The 19222-nt window shown below is 40.9% G+C and carries 17 protein-coding genes, 1 pseudogene and 1 other annotated feature; of the genes and pseudogenes, 15 read left to right on the forward strand and 3 right to left on the reverse strand.

Annotated features, from left to right (window positions below; translation table 11 throughout):
• The first annotated feature begins 67 nt into the window (after positions 1-67).
• From rexB to K6V48_RS05585, 3 genes are read left to right on the forward strand one after another with little or no spacing between them, the layout of a single operon-like run.
• Positions 68-3334 carry an ATP-dependent nuclease subunit B gene (rexB, locus tag K6V48_RS05575; RefSeq protein WP_222368437.1) on the forward strand — a complete coding sequence of 1089 codons (3267 nt, stop codon included), beginning with the start codon at positions 68-70 and terminating at the stop codon, positions 3332-3334.
• Entirely contained in the window at positions 3334-7002 is a 3669-nt protein-coding gene (addA, locus tag K6V48_RS05580; RefSeq protein WP_222368440.1) for a helicase-exonuclease AddAB subunit AddA, read from the forward strand. Before rexB ends, addA begins: the two co-directional genes overlap by 1 nt.
• A 29-nt stretch (positions 7003-7031) precedes the next feature.
• Entirely contained in the window at positions 7032-7499 is a 468-nt protein-coding gene (locus tag K6V48_RS05585) for an 8-oxo-dGTP diphosphatase (RefSeq protein ID WP_024404822.1), read from the forward strand.
• A 316-nt stretch (positions 7500-7815) separates the two neighbouring features.
• Here K6V48_RS05585 and K6V48_RS05590 read toward each other — a convergent pair whose 3' ends face one another.
• Positions 7816-8205, reverse strand: a complete 390-nt coding sequence (locus tag K6V48_RS05590; protein WP_222368441.1) for a hypothetical protein — start codon at positions 8203-8205, stop codon at positions 7816-7818.
• 62 nt (positions 8206-8267) lie between these two features.
• Positions 8268-8696: a DUF6556 family protein gene (locus tag K6V48_RS05595; RefSeq protein ID WP_222368442.1), complete on the reverse strand. Its 429-nt coding sequence runs from the start codon at positions 8694-8696 to the stop codon at positions 8268-8270.
• Between the two features lie 112 nt (positions 8697-8808).
• Between K6V48_RS05595 and K6V48_RS05600 the strand changes: the two genes are divergently transcribed.
• From K6V48_RS05600 to rpmA, 5 genes are all read left to right on the forward strand, one after another.
• Positions 8809-9951 (forward strand): cysteine desulfurase family protein, encoded by a 1143-nt coding sequence (locus K6V48_RS05600; protein ID WP_222368443.1) that lies wholly within the window; start codon positions 8809-8811, stop codon positions 9949-9951.
• 1 nt (position 9952) lies between these two features.
• Complete coding sequence (gene thiI / locus K6V48_RS05605) at positions 9953-11170, forward strand: tRNA uracil 4-sulfurtransferase ThiI (protein ID WP_222368444.1); 1218 nt, start codon at positions 9953-9955, stop codon at positions 11168-11170.
• A 122-nt stretch (positions 11171-11292) separates the two neighbouring features.
• Positions 11293-12621 (forward strand): branched-chain amino acid transport system II carrier protein, encoded by a 1329-nt coding sequence (gene brnQ / locus K6V48_RS05610; RefSeq protein WP_222368445.1) that lies wholly within the window; start codon positions 11293-11295, stop codon positions 12619-12621.
• A gap of 63 nt (positions 12622-12684) precedes the next feature.
• Positions 12685-12765: a sequence feature (ribosomal protein L21 leader region), on the forward strand.
• A 35-nt stretch (positions 12766-12800) separates the two neighbouring features.
• Positions 12801-13115: a 50S ribosomal protein L21 gene (gene rplU, locus K6V48_RS05615; protein ID WP_002941330.1), complete on the forward strand. Its 315-nt coding sequence runs from the start codon at positions 12801-12803 to the stop codon at positions 13113-13115.
• A 45-nt stretch (positions 13116-13160) separates the two neighbouring features.
• The gene (rpmA, locus tag K6V48_RS05620; protein WP_009909754.1) at positions 13161-13454 is read left to right on the forward strand and encodes a 50S ribosomal protein L27; all 294 of its coding nucleotides are present in this window, start codon (positions 13161-13163) and stop codon (positions 13452-13454) included.
• Here rpmA and K6V48_RS11825 read toward each other — a convergent pair.
• Positions 13436-13768, reverse strand: coding sequence for a tyrosine-type recombinase/integrase (locus K6V48_RS11825; RefSeq protein ID WP_315863154.1), 333 nt, complete (start codon positions 13766-13768; stop codon positions 13436-13438). The genes rpmA and K6V48_RS11825 overlap by 19 nt on opposite strands.
• A gap of 205 nt (positions 13769-13973) precedes the next feature.
• On the opposite strand from K6V48_RS11825, the gene K6V48_RS05630 reads away from it, so the two are divergent.
• The 7 genes and pseudogenes from K6V48_RS05630 to K6V48_RS05660 all read left to right on the forward strand — a co-directional run bounded on the left by K6V48_RS05630 (position 13974) and on the right by K6V48_RS05660 (position 19049).
• Positions 13974-14888 carry a LysR family transcriptional regulator gene (locus K6V48_RS05630; RefSeq protein WP_024392250.1) on the forward strand — a complete coding sequence of 305 codons (915 nt, stop codon included), beginning with the start codon at positions 13974-13976 and terminating at the stop codon, positions 14886-14888.
• A complete protein-coding gene (gene lspA / locus K6V48_RS05635; protein WP_222368446.1) occupies positions 14881-15345 on the forward strand; it encodes a signal peptidase II in 465 nt (154 codons plus the stop codon). Before K6V48_RS05630 ends, lspA begins: the two co-directional genes overlap by 8 nt.
• Entirely contained in the window at positions 15329-16228 is a 900-nt protein-coding gene (locus tag K6V48_RS05640; RefSeq protein WP_222368447.1) for an RluA family pseudouridine synthase, read from the forward strand. The genes lspA and K6V48_RS05640 overlap by 17 nt, the downstream gene beginning before the upstream one ends.
• Positions 16229-16355: 127 nt before the next feature.
• Positions 16356-16694, forward strand: a complete 339-nt coding sequence (locus tag K6V48_RS05645) for a zinc ribbon domain-containing protein YjdM (RefSeq protein ID WP_024392247.1) — start codon at positions 16356-16358, stop codon at positions 16692-16694.
• A 55-nt stretch (positions 16695-16749) separates the two neighbouring features.
• Positions 16750-17269: pseudogene (locus K6V48_RS05650) on the forward strand (Pr6Pr family membrane protein).
• A gap of 306 nt (positions 17270-17575) precedes the next feature.
• On the forward strand, positions 17576-18097 hold the full coding sequence (gene pyrR, locus K6V48_RS05655; RefSeq protein ID WP_024392245.1) for a bifunctional pyr operon transcriptional regulator/uracil phosphoribosyltransferase PyrR: 522 nt from the start codon (positions 17576-17578) through the stop codon (positions 18095-18097).
• A 28-nt stretch (positions 18098-18125) separates the two neighbouring features.
• Positions 18126-19049: an aspartate carbamoyltransferase catalytic subunit gene (locus K6V48_RS05660; RefSeq protein WP_172071155.1), complete on the forward strand. Its 924-nt coding sequence runs from the start codon at positions 18126-18128 to the stop codon at positions 19047-19049.
• Positions 19050-19222 lie beyond the last annotated feature (173 nt).

The raw sequence follows: 19222 nt of genomic DNA on the forward strand, positions 1-19222 counted from the left end.
CCATTTTTTTTGTTTGAATTTTGATATACTAGACATAGTATATTCAACGAAAGAATGAGAATTTGATATGAAATTAGTCTATACAGATATTCGCAATCCTCTGACGCAGTATTTAACGGATACCGCAGCAGAATTTGCTAAAGAAGGTAAGCGAGTTTTTTATATTGCTCCAAACTCTCTATCCTTTGAGATGGAGCGCAAGGTCTTGGAATACCTGCCTGAACAGGCAACTTTTGATATTATCGTGACCCGTTTTGGGCAATTGGCCCGCTATTTGATGATTGATAGGAAAAAAGCAGGTCAACCGCTGGATGATGTTGGTCTTGCTATGATTTTCTTTCGTGTTCTATCGCAATTTGAAGATGGCGACTTGAAAGTCTATTGTCGTTTACAGACAGATTTTGGTTTTATTAACCAGCTAGTTGCTTTATACAAAGAATTGCAACGGGCAAATATGTCTATTCTGGACTTGGAAGCCATGGAGTCACCAGATAAACAGGCTGATTTGGTAAAGATTTTTCTGGCTGTAACTGACATTTTGTCCAAAGAAGGCTTTGAGCATCAGTCTAAGTTAACACAGCTGACTAGCTTGGTGGAAACTGGTCAGTTGGATGAGCAGTTGAAAAACATCGTGCTGGTGGTAGACGGATTTTCTCGTTTTTCGGCAGAAGAAGAAGCTCTAGTAAGTGCTTTAAATGAACGGGTGTCGGAAATCCTGATTGGTGTATATGCCAGCAAGAAAGCTGTGCAAGCCGCCTATGCGGAAGGGAATGTTTATCAAGCTAACGTTGACTTTTTACGTCAGTTATCAGCGCAGTTCCAGACTAAGGCTACTTATATTGGTCAAGAGCCAGTCTTGGACAGTATCGGTAAATTTTCAAAGAATATGGAAGCCTATTATGACTACAGCGGGACCATGCTTGACTTGACTCCAGCAGACCAAGAAAAAATCCAACTCTGGGAGGTTGTTAACCAAAAAGAAGAGGTGGAGCAAGTTGCAACTGCAATTCGTCAGCATGTGCATCAAGGTGCTCGCTATAAAGACATCTTGTTGCTTTTGGGTGATGTAGATAGCTATAAGTTGCAGATTGGCAAGATTTTTGACAAGTATGATATTCCTTACTATTTTGGCAAGGCAGAGGAGATGAGTCATCATCCGTTGGTCCACTTTGTGGAGTCCTTGGAACGCTTACGTCGCTATCGTTTCCGTGCGGAAGACCTGCTCAATCTCCTCAAATCTGGTTTGTACGCCAGCATTTCACAAAAGGAGCTGGACCTATTTGAGTCTTACATCCTCTTTGCGGATATGAAGGGGCAGGCTGCTTTTTCGAGGGCTTTTTCGGTCAATGGCAGAGCAGACTATGATGCTGAAATCATCAAGGAGAAAAGGCTTGTCTATGATTTGAATGTCTTGGAACCTCTACGTGCTAAGATTATGGAGCCTTTGAACCAGCTGTTTAAGGCAGGTCCCCAATCAGGTGCCAGTTTGCTTGAAAAATTCATGGCCTTTTTGGAGGCAATTGAGCTTCCTAAAAATATGGATAAAATGTCTCGAAATTTGAGTGAAGTAGAGCAAGAAAAAGAAGAGCAGGTCTGGAAAAGTTTTACCCATATTCTAGAGAATTTTTATCAGATTTTCGGAAAAGAAAAATTAAAAATGGATGATTTTCTGGCTATTTTACAGGCTGGTATGCAGGCCAGTCACTATCGTACCGTTCCTGCAACGGTTGATGTGGTCAATGTTAAATCCTATGATTTGATCGAGCCGCACACTGCAAAGTATGTTTATGCTATCGGGATGGGCCAGTCTAATTTTCCAAAAGTTGCTCAGAATACCAGTCTATTGACAGAAGAAGAGATGGAAAAAGTCAATCTTGTCTCGGCTAGTTCCTCACGTTTCGATTTGGTCAGCCGAGAGAATATCAAGAAGAACCATGCTGCCATGATGTCTCTGCTTAATGCTGCGACGGATCAATTAGTTATTTCTACTCCTCAGATTTATAACGAAGGTGAAGATAGTCTCTCCCCTTATATCAAGATTCTCCAAAAAATGGGGCTGAAATCCGAAGAACGTGGTCGGATTAAAACACTTAGTCCGCAAGATATCGGTCACTACAAGAGTCTCTTATCCCGTTTGATTGAGTCGGAAAGACCAAGCCTTGAAACAGAGGAGTGGGAAGGACAGAGGGCCTTCTGGACAGTCTTGGTTCGCCATTTGAAGAAGAAATTGGAGTCGCAAGGCATTGAAATTCCGACCATTACTGGTGATATTGCTTCTAAACAGCTTGCAGCTGATACCTTGGCTGCTTTATATCCAGAGGATAAGCCACTCAATCTTTCAGCATCCAGCTTGACCAATTTCTACAATAACCAATATCTTTACTTTGTACGCAATGTGCTTCGCTTGCGGGAACAGGAATCCATCCATCCGACGGCCTTTCAACACGGGCTCTTCTTGCATCGGATTTTTGAACGAGTGGTCATGGACCAATCTGAACTAGATTTTGATCAAAAAGTGGACAAGGCCATCCTGCGTACACGTGACGAGGCAGAATTTGCTATGTTTTATAACCAAGATGCGGATGCTCGCTATACGGAGGAGGTGCTGGATAAGATTGCTCGCTCCAGTGCGACTATTTTGCGGGATAATGATTTGGTTGAAATTGATGGTCAGGAAAAGAGTTTTCGTCAGGATAAGGCGCTGGTTTTTGACCTTCAAAATGGCAAGAGTGTGCATGTAAATGGTACCATTGATCGCTTGGATACCTTACAAATCAATCAGGCTGTAGGTGTTGTGGATTACAAGTCCAGTGACCAATCTTTTTCAGTTGGGGATTTTTACAATGGTCTAAAACCTCAGTTGGTAACCTACTTGGCAGCTTTACAAGAGCTGGATGAAACCAAGGATAAACCTGTTTTTGGAGCTATGTATTTGCATTTGCAGGATCCGATTATCAAATTAAAAGACACGAAGAATTTAGAACAGCTAGAAGGAGCTGCCAATACTAGCTTGGTTTACAAGGGGCTTTTCTTGAAGGAGGAAAGTCTGGGGCTCAATCATTTTTATCAGACTCGTAACCAACTCTACACGAAAGATGAGTTTGCGGTTTTATTGAACCACAACCAAGAACTATACAAACAAGCTGCCATGGACATTCTGGCTGGTCGCTTTGCTATTAACCCTTATACCAAAGATGGGCGTTCGGTGGCAGGTGAGCAGCTGAAGGCAATCACTGGTTTTGAGGCGGATCGGCACATGGGCATGGCACGGCGGTTGGTCAAAGAGGCCAAGCGTCAAGATTGGATGGAACGAATGAAAGGAGGTCAGGACTAATGGCTTTTGAAGAATTTTTAAGCGCGGAAGAAATCAAGGCTGTGCAGCTGGCGGAAGCCAATTCTGATAAGCAACAAAAACGCACACCTGAGCAGATTGAAGCTATCTATACGCACGGTCAGAATGTTCTGGTCTCTGCATCGGCTGGGTCAGGAAAGACCTTCGTCATGGTTCAACGGATTTTGGATAAGTTGAAGCGTGGCGTCGGGATTGACCAGCTCTTTATCTCGACCTTTACAGTCAAGGCGGCTGGTGAGTTGAAGGAGCGGATCGAGAAAAATCTCAATGAAACCATTGCGGAGACGACCGATATGGAATTGCGACGGCATTTGTCGGCCCAGTTGGCGGATTTGACTAAGGCGGATATTGGGACCATGGACTCCTTTACGCAGAAATTGGTAACGACTTACGGTTATAGCCTTGGTATTTCTCCGCAGTTTCGGATTTTACAAGATGAGACAGAAAAAGCGAGTCTGAAAAAAGAGGTTTTTGACCAGCTCTTTGCAGATTATCTTGAACAGGATGAAAATGGTGCATTCCGCAAACTGGTTCGCAATTTTTCGGGCAACCGTAAGGATAATAGTGGTTTCCGTCAGGTTGTTTATCAGGTGCATGATTTTAGTCAATCGACCAGCAGTCCAACTAAATGGCTGAAAGAGCAGGCTGTTCAAGCTGATTTGTACAGTCAAGAGCGTATTGAGCAGATCTTAGAGCATGGCTTTAAGGAAAAAGTGTTAGACAAGCTCTATCAAGCTGCAGATTTCTTCCGCTACCATGTGGAATGGGGCAGAAATGACTTTGGTTCCGCTAAGTATTTTGCAAATGTGGAAGAAGTTTTGGATTTGCTGACAGGTTTAGATAGCCTGGACCAGAAGGACTTGATGGAGCGGGTTGAAAGAATCCTTCTCATCAATGACCAGTCCAGAGGCAAGGGCCTGACCAATGCCAATCGACCAAAAGATGAGCATTTGATAGCCTTTAAAGAAGAATACAATGCTGGCAAGAGCCAGATTATCTCAGGACTACGAGATTTGGGTCAGGAAGTTTATGAATTGACCCTGCTGAAAGATTATCAGGTTCAAGCTTTGCCAATGCTGATATTATTACGTGACTTTGTCTTGGATTTTTCGCAGGCTTATCTGGATGTCAAAATCAAGGAAGCAGCCTTTGAATTTGGCGATATCGGGCATTTCGCTATTCGTATTTTAGAAGAAAATGCGGACATCCGCCAGTTTTTCCAAGAAAAATACCACGAAGTCATGGTGGACGAGTACCAGGATAACAACCATAGCCAAGAGCGAATGCTGGACCTGCTGTCTAACGGTCACAACCGCTTTATGGTGGGCGATATTAAGCAGTCCATCTATCGATTCCGTCAGGCGGATCCGATGATTTTCCAAGAGAAATTTGAACTGTATCAGGCAAATTCTCAGGCTGGGAAATTGATTTTGCTTAAGGAAAACTTCCGTAGTCAGATTGAGGTTTTGGAGGCAACAAATGCTATTTTCACGCGCCTGATGGACCGTCAAGTAGGGGAAATCAAGTATGACGACACCCACAGTCTAGTGGCTGGTAGTCCTGGTCAAAAAATTGCCCAGCCCAAGCATGAGATGGAATACTTGATTTATGACCAGCAGGATAGCGCAAACTCTTCAACAGATGCTGAGGAGGAAACACCTCTGACTGCCGGTGAAATTGAGGTCGTTGCAAAAGAGATTATTCGTCTTCACAATGAAGAAGGAGCAGACTTCAAGGACATCACTCTCTTGGTGCAAAAACGGACGCACAATGACCTCATTATGTCCATTTTTGAAAAACATGGGATTCCTATTGTGGCAGATGGCGGAGCAGCCTCCTATCTGCAATCTTTGGAAGTCATGATTATGCTGGATACCTTGCGGGTTATCAATAATCCACTCAATGACTATGCCTTGGTTGCCCTGCTTAAATCACCTATGTTCCGATTCGATGAAGATGAACTGACACGGATTTCCTTGCAGGCTGGGACAGGTTTCTTTTACCAGAAAATGGAAATAGCCCATCAAACAAATGGGCAACATCCTGAACTTATGTCAGGAGAGTTGAAGAAGAAAATTAAGGATTTCTTGTCTATCTTAGAAAACTGGCGTGCCTATGCCAAACTGCATTCTATCTATGATTTGATATGGAAGATTTTCAATGAAAAATTCTACTATGACTATGTCGGTGCTCTTCCAAATGGCAGCAAGCGTCAAGCTAATCTCTATGCACTAGGTCTGCGTGCCAACCAGTTTGAAAAAACAGGTTACAAGGGCTTGTCCCGCTTCATCGCCATGATTGACCGTGCCTTAGCAAATGATAAGGATTTGGCAGATGTACAAGAGTTTCTACCGCAAAATGCTGTTCAGCTGATGACCATTCATAAGTCAAAAGGTCTGGAGTTCAAATATGTCTTCCTCATGAACATCGATAAGCGATTTAACTTGGAAGACCATTACCAATCAGTCATCATCAGCCGGAAAAATGGTCTAGGTATCCAATATTTAGCGGATATGAAAGATAAGGTAAATAGCCCATTGCCTCAGGTGCGAGTCTTAATGAACACCCTTCCTTATCAAAATAATCTCCAAGAGCTAAAAATTGCCAATCTTTCAGAACAAATGCGGTTGCTTTACGTTGCACTAACGCGTGCCGAGAAGAAGCTGTATCTGGTTGGAAAGGGCAATGCTGACAAGTTAGCTGAAAAATACGATGGTAAGAAGGAAGATGGCGTACTTGCCCAATCAACTCGTGAAAGTATAGCGACCTTCCAAGATTGGATACTAGCCATTGATGAGGCCTTCTCAGGAGAAGACTTGCACTTCAAGAAAGTCTTTGTAACGGACGAGGATTTGACAGAGGAGAAGATTGGTAAACTGAAATTGAAGAATAAGCTAGAAGACGCCAGCCTTAAAGATATTCGTCAATCAGAAGACATCGCCCAGGCCTTGGACCAGTTGTCTTCTGTCCAAGAGTTGAACGAGCGCTATAAGGCTGCCATTGAATTACCAAGTTTACGGACTCCAAGTCAAATCAAGAAACTCTATGAGCCTGTCTTGGAACAAGAAGGCATGGAAGTTATGGAAAAATACCAGCCCAAACGGACCTTCAACTTGCCAGATTTCTCCAAGAAACCAAAAATCACTGGAGCCCAAGTCGGTTCGGCAGTCCATGAACTTATGCAACGTTTGGATCTGTCTTGGTTGGTGACAGAAGATACGGTAAGAGAAGCTCTAGAAACTGTTCATGCTGAGCAAGCGGTTAAAGATAAAATCAATGTTCAGATGATTTTGGATTTCTTCGATACAGACTTAGGAAGAGAAATTCTAGCCAATACGGACAAACTCCACCGAGAAGCTCCGTTTGCAAGTTTGCAGACTGATCCTGTATCACAGGAACAATTTGTCCTTCGTGGGATTATAGATGGCTACCTACTATATGATGATCATATTGTCCTCTTTGATTACAAGACAGACAAATATGACCAGCCAAGCCAACTCAGCCAACGTTACCAAGCTCAAATGCAACTCTATGCCGAGGCATTGAAAAAAGCCTACAAGATAAATCGTGTAGACTGCCATTTGATATTGCTTGGTGGGGAAAGAATTGAAGTGGTAGAGGTCAATTTGAAGGGTAAGCCTTCATTATGAAAGGTATTGGATAGAGAGTAGGAGATTATATGTCACGTAAACAATTGGTTACACTTACGAATATGTGTATGATAGAGGATAAGGATGGAAATGTAGTAGTTCAGATTCGAGATCCTAAACGGTATCGTTGGTCTGGCGCAGCATTTCCAGGTGGACATATTGAAGAAGGTGAGAATTTCTCTGACTCTGTTATACGTGAGGTTTTTGAAGAGACTGGCTTGACGATTTCAAATCCCCGCTTGGTGGGTACCAAGCACTGGCCTGACAAAGAAGGACATCGCTATATTGTCTTTCTTTATAAGGCTACGGAGTTTTCAGGAACTATCCACTCAACTGAAGAGGGAGAAGTTCGATGGGTTAAGAAATCCGAACTGAGTCAATTGGATTTAGCCTATGATTTGCTTGAAATCGTAAAAGTCATGGATGACCCAACCTTATCTGAATTCTTTTACACCAAGAAGGACCAAACTGGGGAATGGGACCGGAATTTTAGGTGAGGGTTAGGAACTGGTTTGAAAACGTTTTTGAACTTGAATGTAGAATACTAATACTCAATGAAATTCAAAATCCGACTTGTTCCAAAGGTTCGGGGAACCTTTGGAGGTTGGAAAAAGGCGAACGTAGTTCGTTTCGCTCTGATGCAAATAGAACTCTGTTCCTTTTATATTTCAAGGGAACAGGCTGTCAAGCTCCACTGGAGCTTGACAATCATCAAGTCAACAAGGTCTGATTTTGATTTTCGAAGTGTATAAAAAACAGATTGAGTTTTCCTTGTGATACCCAATCTGTTTTTGATTTTTTTGAGGAGATGAATTAAAGGCGATTTTGACGTTCCTTTTCCAAGTAATGATATCTGTACATTGCAAAGTGTTCAATAAGACGGTAACCAAATCCGCCGAGTATGATGAATATTATAATTACAAATAATTGTGTTAAAGTGGTTTGAAAGAAAAATTTCATCACAATGGATATGACTACAAAACCCAAAACCCACCACCAAAGAGTCTGTAAAGGAGTATATTGCCCATTTTCATCATAAATCTTATTTGAAATATATATACTATAAACAGTTAGGTTTCCTAAGACAATGAGAAAATAGGACACAAACGGATTTGGAAAAAGTGAATATAGGAAAAAATTACCTAAAATTGTTAAAGTGAGTAACCATAAGAAAGTTGGCACTTTTAGGATGAAGTATTTCATTCCATCACCTCCCAAAATTAGTATATCAAATAGTAAATAGGGAGACAAGTATTTATGTGTTTTTATTGGCCAGAAGTATTTTCAGAAGCTCCGCTAGTCACTTCTTCACTGGAAGTTGTAGTTGAACTTGTTTCAGTGCTTGTTCCTGTTGAGGAGGAATCAGTAGAAGCAGAGGAGACTTCTGATGTTGCTGTTGAGCTACTTGTAGCTGTTTGAGTCGTCTCATCTGCTGTTGATGTAGAGGAGTCAGTTGAAGAACTACTGGTCGTTCCTTCTTGACTAGAACTTTGTGTAACAGTACTAGAAGGCACTTGTACAGTTGAGCTGCTTGTATTTGACACTGATTGAGCAGATGATTTGGAGCTAAAAGTGTAAATTGTAATACATGCAGTAATAATCCCTAGAATGGATCCAATAAAGGTCAGAACCTTTTGGAAATGGGAAAGACCAGCGACTTTTGTTGTTTTTTCTTTTTTTGTACGTGTATTCATGTTATACCTCCGAACCTAGTGTACGAAATGAAGTTTAAATCTAACTTAAAGAGTGGAAACAAGATGTGAAACGTGATAAAATAGGACTATTGCAAACAAAGGAATGAAAATAATGATCTATTTCGATAACGCAGCCACAACACAGACTCATCCAGAAGTTATTAAAACGTACACGGAAGTTGCTACGAAAATTTGGGGAAATCCCTCCAGCCTGCACAATCTTGGCACTCAGGCGACACGAATCCTAGAAGCATCCCGTAAGCAAATAGCAGAGCTATTGGGGAAAGAAAGCAAGGAAATCTTTTTTACTTCAGGCGGTACAGAAGGTGATAACTGGGTCATTAAAGGTGTCGCATTTGAGAAGGCACATCTGGGTAAGCACATCATCGTTTCAGCTATCGAGCATCCAGCGGTAAAAGAGTCAGCACTTTGGCTCAAAACACAAGGTTTTGAGGTGGATTTGGCTCCGGTCAATGCCCAAGGTTTTGTTGATGTTTCTGCCTTAGAAAGCTTGATTCGTCCAGAAACTACATTGGTTTCTATCATGGCCGTCAACAATGAAATTGGTGCCATTCAGCCCATTCAGGAAATTTCACAACTCCTAGCTGATAAGCCAACCATTTCCTTCCATGTGGATGCTGTGCAGGCTATCGGCAAGGTGCCGACGGAACGGTATTTGACAGACCGAGTTGATTTTGCTAGTTTTTCAGGTCACAAATTCCACTCTGTCAGAGGAGTAGGTTTCGTCTATATTAAAGCTGGCAAGAAAATCGCTCCGCTATTGACAGGAGGAGGACAGGAAAGCGACAAACGCTCAACAACTGAAAATGTGGCAGGTATCGCAGCGACAGCTAAGGCGCTCCGCTTGACCCTGGACAAGGCAGCAGATAGCCAGAAGCAACTGGCAGCTATGAAGCAGATTCTGGTGGATGAATTGAGCAAGTATCAAGATGTGACGGTCTTTTCTGGAATGGAAAACTTTGTACCTAGTATTTTGACCTTTGGAATTAAGAATATTCGTGGTGAGGTCATTGTTCATGCTTTTGAGGACCATCAGATTTACATTTCGACAACCTCAGCCTGCTCGTCTAAGGCAGGGAAACCTGCGGGTACACTAATTGCCATGGGCGTTCCTCAGAAGTTGGCACAAACTGCAGTCCGTGTCAGCTTGGATGATGACAACGATATGGGGCAAATCGAACAATTCCTCACAATTTTTAAACAAATTTATCACAATACACAGAAAGTAAGGTAGAATGAACTATTCAGAAATTATGATTCGCTATGGCGAATTGTCAACTAAAGGGAAAAACAAGATGCGGTTTGTCAACAAACTCCGCAATAATATCAAGCATGTCCTTTCTGTTTACCCAGAAGTGACCGTTTATTTTGACCGTGACCGTGGTCATGTCTATTTGAATGGGGCGGATTATCAGGACGTTTCAGCTTCTTTGAAGAAGATTTTTGGGATCCAAAATTTCGCACCGTCTTATAAGATTGAAAAGTCTGTTCCAGCTTTGAAAGAAGCGGTTGTGGAAATAATGCAGACCATTTACAAGGAAGGGATGACCTTCAAGATTGCTGCGCGTCGTAGTGACCACAATTTTGAATTGGACAGCCGTGACCTTAACCAAGTCCTTGGAGATGCAGTTTTTACAGCTATTCCAAATGTACAGGTACAAATGAAGTCACCAGATATTACTCTGCGAGTGGAGATTCGTCCGGACGCTGCTTATATTTCCCATGAAGAAATCAAGGGGGCAGGTGGTCTGCCAGTTGGAACATCTGGAAAAGGAACGCTTATGTTATCAGGTGGTATTGATTCGCCTGTTGCGGGCTATTTGGCTCTCAAACGTGGGGTTGAAATCGAAGCCCTCCACTTTGCTAGTCCGCCTTATACGAGTCCAGGTGCACTTAAGAAAGCCCATGATTTGACTCGTAAATTGACTGCCTTTGGTGGTAATATCACCTTTATCGAAGTGCCTTTTACAGAAATTCAGGAAGAAATCAAGGAAAAAGCACCTGAAGCTTATTTGATGACCTTGACACGTCGCTTCATGATGCGGATTACAGACCGAGTTCGTGAAGAACGTGGTGCCATGGTTATTATCAATGGTGAAAGTCTAGGACAGGTGGCAAGTCAAACCTTGGAATCGATGCAGGCTATCAATGCGGTGACCAATACACCTGTTATCCGTCCAGTCGTTACCATGGACAAGCTGGAAATCATTGATATTGCTCAAGAAATTGATACCTTTGAAATTTCAATCCAGCCATTTGAGGATTGCTGTACCATCTTTGCCCCTGACCGTCCAAAAACCAACCCGAAAATCAAACATGTCGAGCAGTACGAAGCTCGTATGGATGTAGAAGGATTGGTAGAACGAGCTGTGGCTGGGATTATCGTAACTGAAATCACACCGAAAGAGGAAGTGAAAGACGAAGTGGATAGTTTGATTGAAGACTTACTGTAGCATACAATTATTTCGACATACATGTAAATCCAGTTATTGCTGGATTTTTTAGTTCGAATCGTTCGGAAAAATCGAATTTTTGTGGTATAATGGACTTTCGAAAAAGATATGAAGGAGTTTTTATGAAAAAAGGAGCCTTAACAGGTTTACTACTGTTTGGTATGTTTTTTGGTGCAGGAAATTTGATATTTCCTCCAGCGCTCGGTATTTTGTCTGGTGAATATTTCTGGCCAGCCATTTTAGGATTTGTTGTATCTGGTGTCGGTATTGCCGTGATTGCTTTGATTGTAGGAACACTCAACCCTAAAGGGTACGTGCATGAGATCTCACGTAAGATTTCACCCTTGTTTGCTACTGTTTATCTTGTTGCCTTGTACTTGGCAATTGGACCATTTTTTGCAATTCCACGTACAGCTACAACGTCATTTGAGGTTGGAATTGCTCCATTGTTGGGTGAAGCAAACCTTGGAATTTGGCTATTTGGTTTTACAGCTCTCTACTTTGTGGCAGCCTACCTGATTGCCCTTAATCCTTCTCAGATTTTGAATAGTATTGGACGAATTTTAACTCCAGTATTCGCTATTTTGATTGTTATTTTGGTTGTTCTAGGAGCTATCAAGTATGGTTCGACCAGTCCTCTGCCAGCTGCAGAAGCTTACTCAGCTGGACAGGCTTTTGGTACAGGATTTATTGAAGGATATAACACTTTGGATGCACTTGCCTCTATCGCCTTTAGTGTGGTAGCTGTTAATACCTTGAAACAACTTGGTTTTTCAAGCAAAAAGGAATATGTTTCTACAATTTGGTCAGTTGGTTTAGTCGTTGCTTTAGCCTTCTCAGCTCTGTATGTTGGTTTGGCTTTCCTAGGAAATCATTTCCCTGTTCCGTCTGATGTATTGGCATCTAAGGAAATCCACAAAGGCGTTTACGTTTTATCTCAAGCAACCCAAGCCATCTTTGGACCAAGTGCGCAGATTTTCTTGGCTGCTATGGTTATCGTAACCTGCTTCACTACAACAGCTGGTTTGATTGTGTCTTCTGGTGAATTTTTCGCTGAGCGTTTTCCACGTTTTAGCTACAAAGTATATGCGACTGTCTTTACCTTGATTGGTTTTGGTATTGCCAATCTTGGTTTGAGTAAGATTATTGCCTTCTCTATTCCAGTTCTTTTGATTCTGTATCCAATTACCATCTGTATTGTTTTAATTACTATTGTCAATAAATTTGTTCCTCTGTCAAAACCTGGTATGCAACTGACAGTTGGTGTGGTGACAGTCTTGGCCCTGGTAGAAGTCTTGGCTGGACAATTTGGCTGGTTAGGAATTTCAAACCTAATTGGAGCTCTGCCATTTGCCGAACAATCCTTATCATGGATAACGCCAGCAGTGGTTGGCATCCTGCTCTCGCTCTTCTTGCCGAACAAACAGACCAGCGAAAGCTTTGAAATGTAAAAAAATCATACAAAACACTTGCATTTGCAAGTGTTTTTGTTATAATAGGACTGTTGACTATGCACACCTGTGCAACCGCTCGATTACCGTTTTTTCAAAAATAAGTGGTTCGTCCCACGGTACTAGGCGAGTCTTCACAAAAAATTCGGGCAAGACCCAAAAATCATAGGAGGTGCATAATGAGCACATACGCAATCATTAAAACTGGCGGCAAACAAGTTAAAGTTGAAGTCGGTCAAGCTATCTACGTTGAAAAATTGAACGTTGAAGCAGGTCAAGAAGTTACTTTCGAAGAAGTAGTTCTTGTTGGTGGTGAGAAAACTGTTGTGGGTACTCCACTTGTAGCAGGCGCTACTGTTGTTGGTACTGTTGAAAAACAAGGTAAACAGAAAAAAGTTGTTACCTTCAAGTACAAACCTAAAAAAGGTAGCCACCGCAAACAAGGTCACCGTCAACCTTACACAAAAGTTGTTATCAACGCTATCAACGCTTAAGGCGTAGCTTGAAGCAATCATTACAGAAATTCGGAGGAATAACATATGTTAAACTTGAATCTTGCTAACTTGCAATTTATGGCCCACAAAAAAGGTGGAGGTTCAACGTCAAACGGTCGTGACTCACAAGCGAAACGCCTTGGTGCGAAAGCTGCTGACGGCCAAACTGTATCAGGTGGTTCAATTCTTTACCGTCAACGTGGTACAAAAATCTACCCAGGAGCTAACGTAGGTCGTGGTGGAGATGACACTCTTTACGCTAAAGTAGAAGGCGTTGTACGCTTCGAACGTAAAGGTCGCGATAAGAAACAAGTATCTGTTTACCCAATCGCAAAATAAGTCTGAAAATGGCTTAACAATAGGCTTTCCGAGATTTCGGAAGGCCTGTTTTTTTGTTTTGATACCCACCGTGATACCCAAATTTTAAAAACCAATGTAGGAAGCGAACTTATCAGCAACTTCATTCTTTGCTTTTTGAGTGACATGGCATAGATGTCTATGGTGGTTTGGATGTTCTTGTGACCTAATGTTTCCTGCACTTTCTTGATGGTGGAATCAGCTTTAAAGAGTAGGGAGCAGTGGATGCGTTGGGAGCCGTGTGGTGTAATGCGTTTGAAGTCTAGGTGTTTTCTCCAAACATTTGAAAAATCAATCTTTTGATTGCCATTTTTTTAATGATTAGAAAAAGATACTATCCAACTTTGGACTGATGATTGTTGAAATGTGTGTTTTAACCCTTGGTCTTTCACCCTTTTCTAGGTTGGTATAGAAGTGACGCTTTATGGTGTAATTTGAAGTCTCCCAAAATCTGCATATTTCTGGTATAATAGAAAAAGTAGTATAAAAGAGGATTTCACGATGAATATTCAACAATTACGATACGTAGTGGCTATTGCTAATAGTGGAACGTTTCGAGAAGCAGCGGAAAAGATGTATGTTTCTCAGCCAAGTTTATCCATTTCCATTAAAGATTTGGAAACAGAGCTTGGTTTTCAAATCTTTAGTCGAACCAGTTCTGGCACCTTTTTAACGCAAAAAGGGATGGATTTTTATGAAAAAGCTCAAAATTTGGTAAAAGGTTTTGATCAGTTTGAACATCTTTATTTGCAACCTGAAGAAGGTGAGAAAACTTTTTCTATTTCTAGTCAACACTATGATTTTTTACCTCCATTGATTACCGAGTTTTCGAGACAACATCCACAATATCCTCATTTTCGTATTTTTGAATCAACCACAGCACAAATTTTAGATGAGGTTGCCCAAGGATATAGTGAATTAGGTATTATCTATTTAAATGATAAAAATACGAAAGGTATTATGCAAAAGTTAGATAAACTTCATTTGCAAGCGATTGATTTATCTGATTTCCAAACACATATCTACCTTCGGGAAGACCATCCCTTGACAAATAAAGAGGAGATTGAACCAACAGATTTGGTTGGTTTACCAACTGTTCGATTTACCCAAGAGAAGGAAGCCTATCTATATTATTCAGAAAATCTGATTGACACCTCTGACTCATCAGTAGTTTTTGATGTGACAGATCGAGCTACCTTAAATGGCATTTTAGAACGTACAGACGCTTATGCGACTGGTTCGGGTTACTTGGATGATGAGAGTGTGAATGGGATTACAGTAATACCATTTAAAGGAAAAGTTGACAATCGCATGGTCTACGTTAAACGTGCGAGTGATGAATTGAGTCAATGCGCACAGGATTTTGTGGAGACTATGCAGTCATATTTTGATAAAAAGAAGGAAGAACATGCGTAAATTTGGGTTTCCGCTCCTTGCGGCGGTTTTAATTGCTATTGATCAATATGTGAAAGCTTGGACAGTTGCGAATATTGAGTTAGATTCAGTAAGGGAATTTTTACCTGGTTTCATGAGTTTGGCCTATTTGCGCAATTATGGTGCAGCTTGGTCGATTTTGCAAAATCAACAATGGTTTTTTACGATTGTAACCATTATTGTATTGATTGGGCTAGTTTGGTACTATATTCGACAAATAAAAGGAAGTCTATGGACATTATTCAGTCTTTCTTTGATGATGGCTGGAGCTTTGGGTAACTTTATTGACCGTGTTCGTTTGGGGTATGTTGTTGATATGTTTCACCTGGATTTTATAAATTTTCCGATTTTTAATGTCGCTGATATGTGCTTGTCGGTTGGGGTTGGATTGTTATTTATATGTATATTGAAAGAAGAGTATGATGGAAATAAAGGTTGAAACAGGCGGTGTTCGTCTGGATAAGGCATTGTCAGAATTGACAGAATTATCTCGTTCGGTGGCAAATGACCAAATCAAGGCTGGTCAGGTATTGGTCAATGGTCAAGTAAAGAAGGCAAAATATACTGTACAAGAAGGGGATATCATTACCTATCAAGTACCAGAAATTGAAGAAATTGATTATGTCGCTGAAGATATTCCTTTAGATATTGTTTATCAAGATGAAGATGTCGCTGTTGTCAACAAACCTCAAGGAATGGTTGTGCACCCCTCAGCTGGGCATACTTCCGGGACCTTAGTTAATGCTCTTCTATACCATGTCAAAGACTTGTCTGGCATCAACGGTGTCCTTCGTCCTGGGATTGTTCATCGAATTGATAAGGATACCTCAGGTTTATTAATGATTGCTAAAAATGATGAGGCCCATACAAAACTTGCAGCTGAATTGAAAGATAAAAAATCCCTTCGCAAGTATTGGGCCATTGTACATGGAAACCTTCCTAATGATCGTGGAGTCATTGAAGCTCCTATTGGTCGTTCTGAAAAGGATCGTAAGAAACAGGCTGTGACGGCAAAAGGGAAAGAAGCGGTCACGAGATTCCAAGTATTGGAACGATTTGGTGACTATACCTTAGTTGAATTGACATTAGAAACAGGTAGAACCCACCAAATTCGGGTTCACATGGCTTATATTGGTCATCCAGTTGCTGGGGATGAAGTTTATGGTCCGCGAAAAACGTTAAAAGGACATGGCCAATTTCTCCATGCCAGAACTCTTGGATTCACTCATCCGAGAACTGGAGAAGTAGTTGATTTTACAGCAGAAGCGCCAGCTATTTTTCAAGATACACTAGAATATCTCCGTCGAATTGCTAAAGGCTAGGGTGTTCGAAAACAGACTATTCTCTGAAAAAATAGTGAAAATTTCACTTTGGTGAATGGTTTTGCCTACTTGCTCATTTTTTAAAAAGATGATAGACTAGTACAGATAACATTTGAGGAGAGAATGAATGGAAACTTTACCAAATTGCCCAAAATGCAATTCTGAATACGTTTATGAGGATGGAGCACTATTAGTTTGCCCTGAATGTGCCTATGAATGGAACCCAGCTGATGTGGCTGAAGAAGAAAACGGTCCGGTGGCGATTGATGCAAATGGCAATCGTTTGGCTGATGGGGATACTGTTACACTTATAAAAGACTTGAAAGTCAAGGGTGCACCTAAGGACTTGAAGCAAGGTACACGTGTAAAAGGGATTCGTATTGTCGAAGGTGACCACAACATTGATTGCAAAATCGATGGGTTCGGTGCGATGAAGTTAAAATCTGAGTTCGTTAAGAAAATTTAGTATAGATTTGGAAAGGACTGGTTGACCAGTCTTTTCGCGTTTTTAAAAGGATATTATGAAACATCAAAGTATTTTGTTTTACAGTCGGTGTCTGCTGGCTATTTTAGCTGTTACTGGTACAGCAGTTCCTTCGAATAAAGGCTGCGGTAACAATGTCAATAATGATTACCTGTGTGGTCTATCATTTTATGTTGGCACCACTGGCCGAAGATTTTTGGCGTGTCGAAAATATACTTTGCCACTATGTTGTTCCTTTGTACTTTTTGTTAGATACCATCTTTGTAGATCAGCAGCGCCAGTATAAATGGTTTGATCCGATTTGGTGGACGTTATTACCAGTTCTGTATATGATTTTTGGGTTAATCAATGGCTTTTTCCTCAAGATTCCAATTCCGGATGCCAAGGATAGCCCATTTGCCTATTTCTTTTTAAATGTGCCTAAATATGGCTGGTCGTATGTATTGACCTATGTAGGAATTATTTTTGCAGCATATCTTATCTGCGGATTTGGATTAGCTGGAATCAAGTGTCTACGTGTTGTGCCTAATAAACAGATTAAAAATGATTTCCACTAAAAACCGAAAGTTAGTATTTTTTTCAACAAAAAAATTGTCAAGGACAGTATTTTATGCTATACTCTGCTTAATAAATCCTTTAATACCTGTCCAGAGAGGCAGACAAGGAGTCGGATGATCATTAGGCTGGTCTTGATTGTCTTTTAGTTTACTTTTGATATTGAGCAAGGTTCTCAGCATTGGGAAATAGGAAACAATGTTTTTTATTCGTTGCCATAATAATCGTAGGACTCAAAGACCATATTAGCTGATATTTTCAAAGTCTCCTTGGAAAAGGAGACTTTTTCTATATTTTTTGGAGGTCTTATGAAGACAAAAGAAATCGTTGATGATATGACCATGAAGCGGGCGATTACCCGCATCACATATGAAATTATCGAACGCAACAAAAATTTAGACAATATCGTTCTTGCTGGCATTAAAACACGAGGTGTTTTTATAGCGAAGCGAATTCAAGAAAGGCTGAAGCAAATTGAGGGGATTGATGTACCTCTGGGTGAATTAGATACCAAGCCTTTCCGAGATGATGTGAAAGTTGAAGAAGATACAACGAATTTTACTGCGGATGTCAATGATCGGGATGTCATCTTGGTAGATGATGTACTCTATACTGGACGAACCATTCGTGCAGCAATTGATAATATTGTGTCACTTGGAAGACCCGCTCGCGTTAGTTTGGCTGTATTGGTTGACCGCGGTCATAGAGAATTACCGATTCGTGCAGATTATGTTGGAAAAAATATTCCAACAAGTCGGACAGAGGAAATCATTGTTCATATGACGGAAATTGACCAACAAGATGCTGTTTTATTAGTAGAAGCGGAATAAGTCAAGTAGATTAAAGGCGGTAAGTATCATGACAATTGTAGATGGTAAAGTATCTCTAAAACATTTGGTGACAATGGAAACACTTTCGAATGAAGAAGTGCTGGGACTTATCCAACGGGGATTAGCTTTCAAAAAAGGTGAGCCTGTTGCTTTAAATCGTAAATATTATGCCTCAAATTTATTCTTTGAGGATTCAACACGCACTCACAAATCATTTGAAATGGCTGAACTTAGATTAGACATGGGAATGATAGATTTCGATGCCCGCACGAGTTCGGTAAATAAAGGCGAAACCCTTTATGATACAATTCTAACCATGTCGGCATTAGGGGTCGATATTTGTGTGATTCGACACTCAGAGGTAGATTACTACAAACAATTGATTGATAGTCCGACAATACAGACTTCAATTGTCAATGGAGGAGATGGTTCAGGTCAGCATCCGAGTCAATCTCTGCTTGATTTGATGACAATTTATGAAGAATTTGGCCGCTTTGATCAGTTAAAAATCGCTATTGCAGGGGACATCACTCATTCGAGGGTTGCTAAATCAAATATGCAAATTCTCAAACGATTGGGAGCTGATATTTACTTTACTGGTCCTGAAGAATGGTATGCGGAAGAATTTGATATTTATGGTAAACATGTAAATATTGATGAGATTATTGAAGAAGTAGATGTCTTGATGTTGCTCCGTGTTCAACACGAACGACATGATGGGTCAGAAAGTTTTTCAAAAGAACATTACCATCGTTTGCATGGATTAACTGAGGATAGATATAAACGACTTAAAGAACAGACAATTGTAATGCATCCAGCACCAGTAAATCGTGATGTAGAAATTGCTGATCATTTGGTTGAAGCACCTAAATCACGCATTGTCCGACAAATGCAAAATGGTGTATTTGTCCGAATGGCTATCTTAGAAGCGATAGTGAATGGCAAAGCATAAAAGTTTCCCTTGCACTAGCTTAACAGTTCATCTATTATCGAGCTGAACTGTTAAGCGTCGGACTATTATTTAATTCTATCCGGAGAGATAGAAAATAGAAAGGAGAAGATACAGGTTCGAGTTTCCTATTCGAACACGCCCTAAGGACTGTGCGAAAAAGATAAACGTCGTCT

It is taken from the genome of Streptococcus suis (genome assembly GCF_019794555.1).
Classification (GTDB): Bacteria; Bacillota; Bacilli; order Lactobacillales; family Streptococcaceae; genus Streptococcus; species Streptococcus suis_AB.

Excerpts from the sequence above, each read along its gene's own strand:
- K6V48_RS05630 (WP_024392250.1), top strand. The coding sequence starts at position 13,974 with ATGAATATTCAACAATTACGATACGTAGTGGCTATTGCTAATAGTGGA.
- K6V48_RS05595 (WP_222368442.1), bottom strand. The coding sequence starts at position 8,696 with ATGAATACACGTACAAAAAAAGAAAAAACAACAAAAGTCGCTGGTCTT.
- brnQ (WP_222368445.1), top strand. The coding sequence starts at position 11,293 with ATGAAAAAAGGAGCCTTAACAGGTTTACTACTGTTTGGTATGTTTTTT.
- K6V48_RS05585 (WP_024404822.1), top strand. The coding sequence starts at position 7,032 with ATGTCACGTAAACAATTGGTTACACTTACGAATATGTGTATGATAGAG.
- thiI (WP_222368444.1), top strand. The coding sequence starts at position 9,953 with ATGAACTATTCAGAAATTATGATTCGCTATGGCGAATTGTCAACTAAA.
- lspA (WP_222368446.1), top strand. The coding sequence starts at position 14,881 with ATGCGTAAATTTGGGTTTCCGCTCCTTGCGGCGGTTTTAATTGCTATT.
- K6V48_RS05600 (WP_222368443.1), top strand. The coding sequence starts at position 8,809 with ATGATCTATTTCGATAACGCAGCCACAACACAGACTCATCCAGAAGTT.
- K6V48_RS05645 (WP_024392247.1), top strand. The coding sequence starts at position 16,356 with ATGGAAACTTTACCAAATTGCCCAAAATGCAATTCTGAATACGTTTAT.
- rexB (WP_222368437.1), top strand. The coding sequence starts at position 68 with ATGAAATTAGTCTATACAGATATTCGCAATCCTCTGACGCAGTATTTA.
- K6V48_RS05640 (WP_222368447.1), top strand. The coding sequence starts at position 15,329 with ATGGAAATAAAGGTTGAAACAGGCGGTGTTCGTCTGGATAAGGCATTG.
- addA (WP_222368440.1), top strand. The coding sequence starts at position 3,334 with ATGGCTTTTGAAGAATTTTTAAGCGCGGAAGAAATCAAGGCTGTGCAG.
- K6V48_RS05590 (WP_222368441.1), bottom strand. The coding sequence starts at position 8,205 with ATGAAATACTTCATCCTAAAAGTGCCAACTTTCTTATGGTTACTCACT.
- rplU (WP_002941330.1), top strand. The coding sequence starts at position 12,801 with ATGAGCACATACGCAATCATTAAAACTGGCGGCAAACAAGTTAAAGTT.
- K6V48_RS05660 (WP_172071155.1), top strand. The coding sequence starts at position 18,126 with ATGACAATTGTAGATGGTAAAGTATCTCTAAAACATTTGGTGACAATG.
- rpmA (WP_009909754.1), top strand. The coding sequence starts at position 13,161 with ATGTTAAACTTGAATCTTGCTAACTTGCAATTTATGGCCCACAAAAAA.
- pyrR (WP_024392245.1), top strand. The coding sequence starts at position 17,576 with ATGAAGACAAAAGAAATCGTTGATGATATGACCATGAAGCGGGCGATT.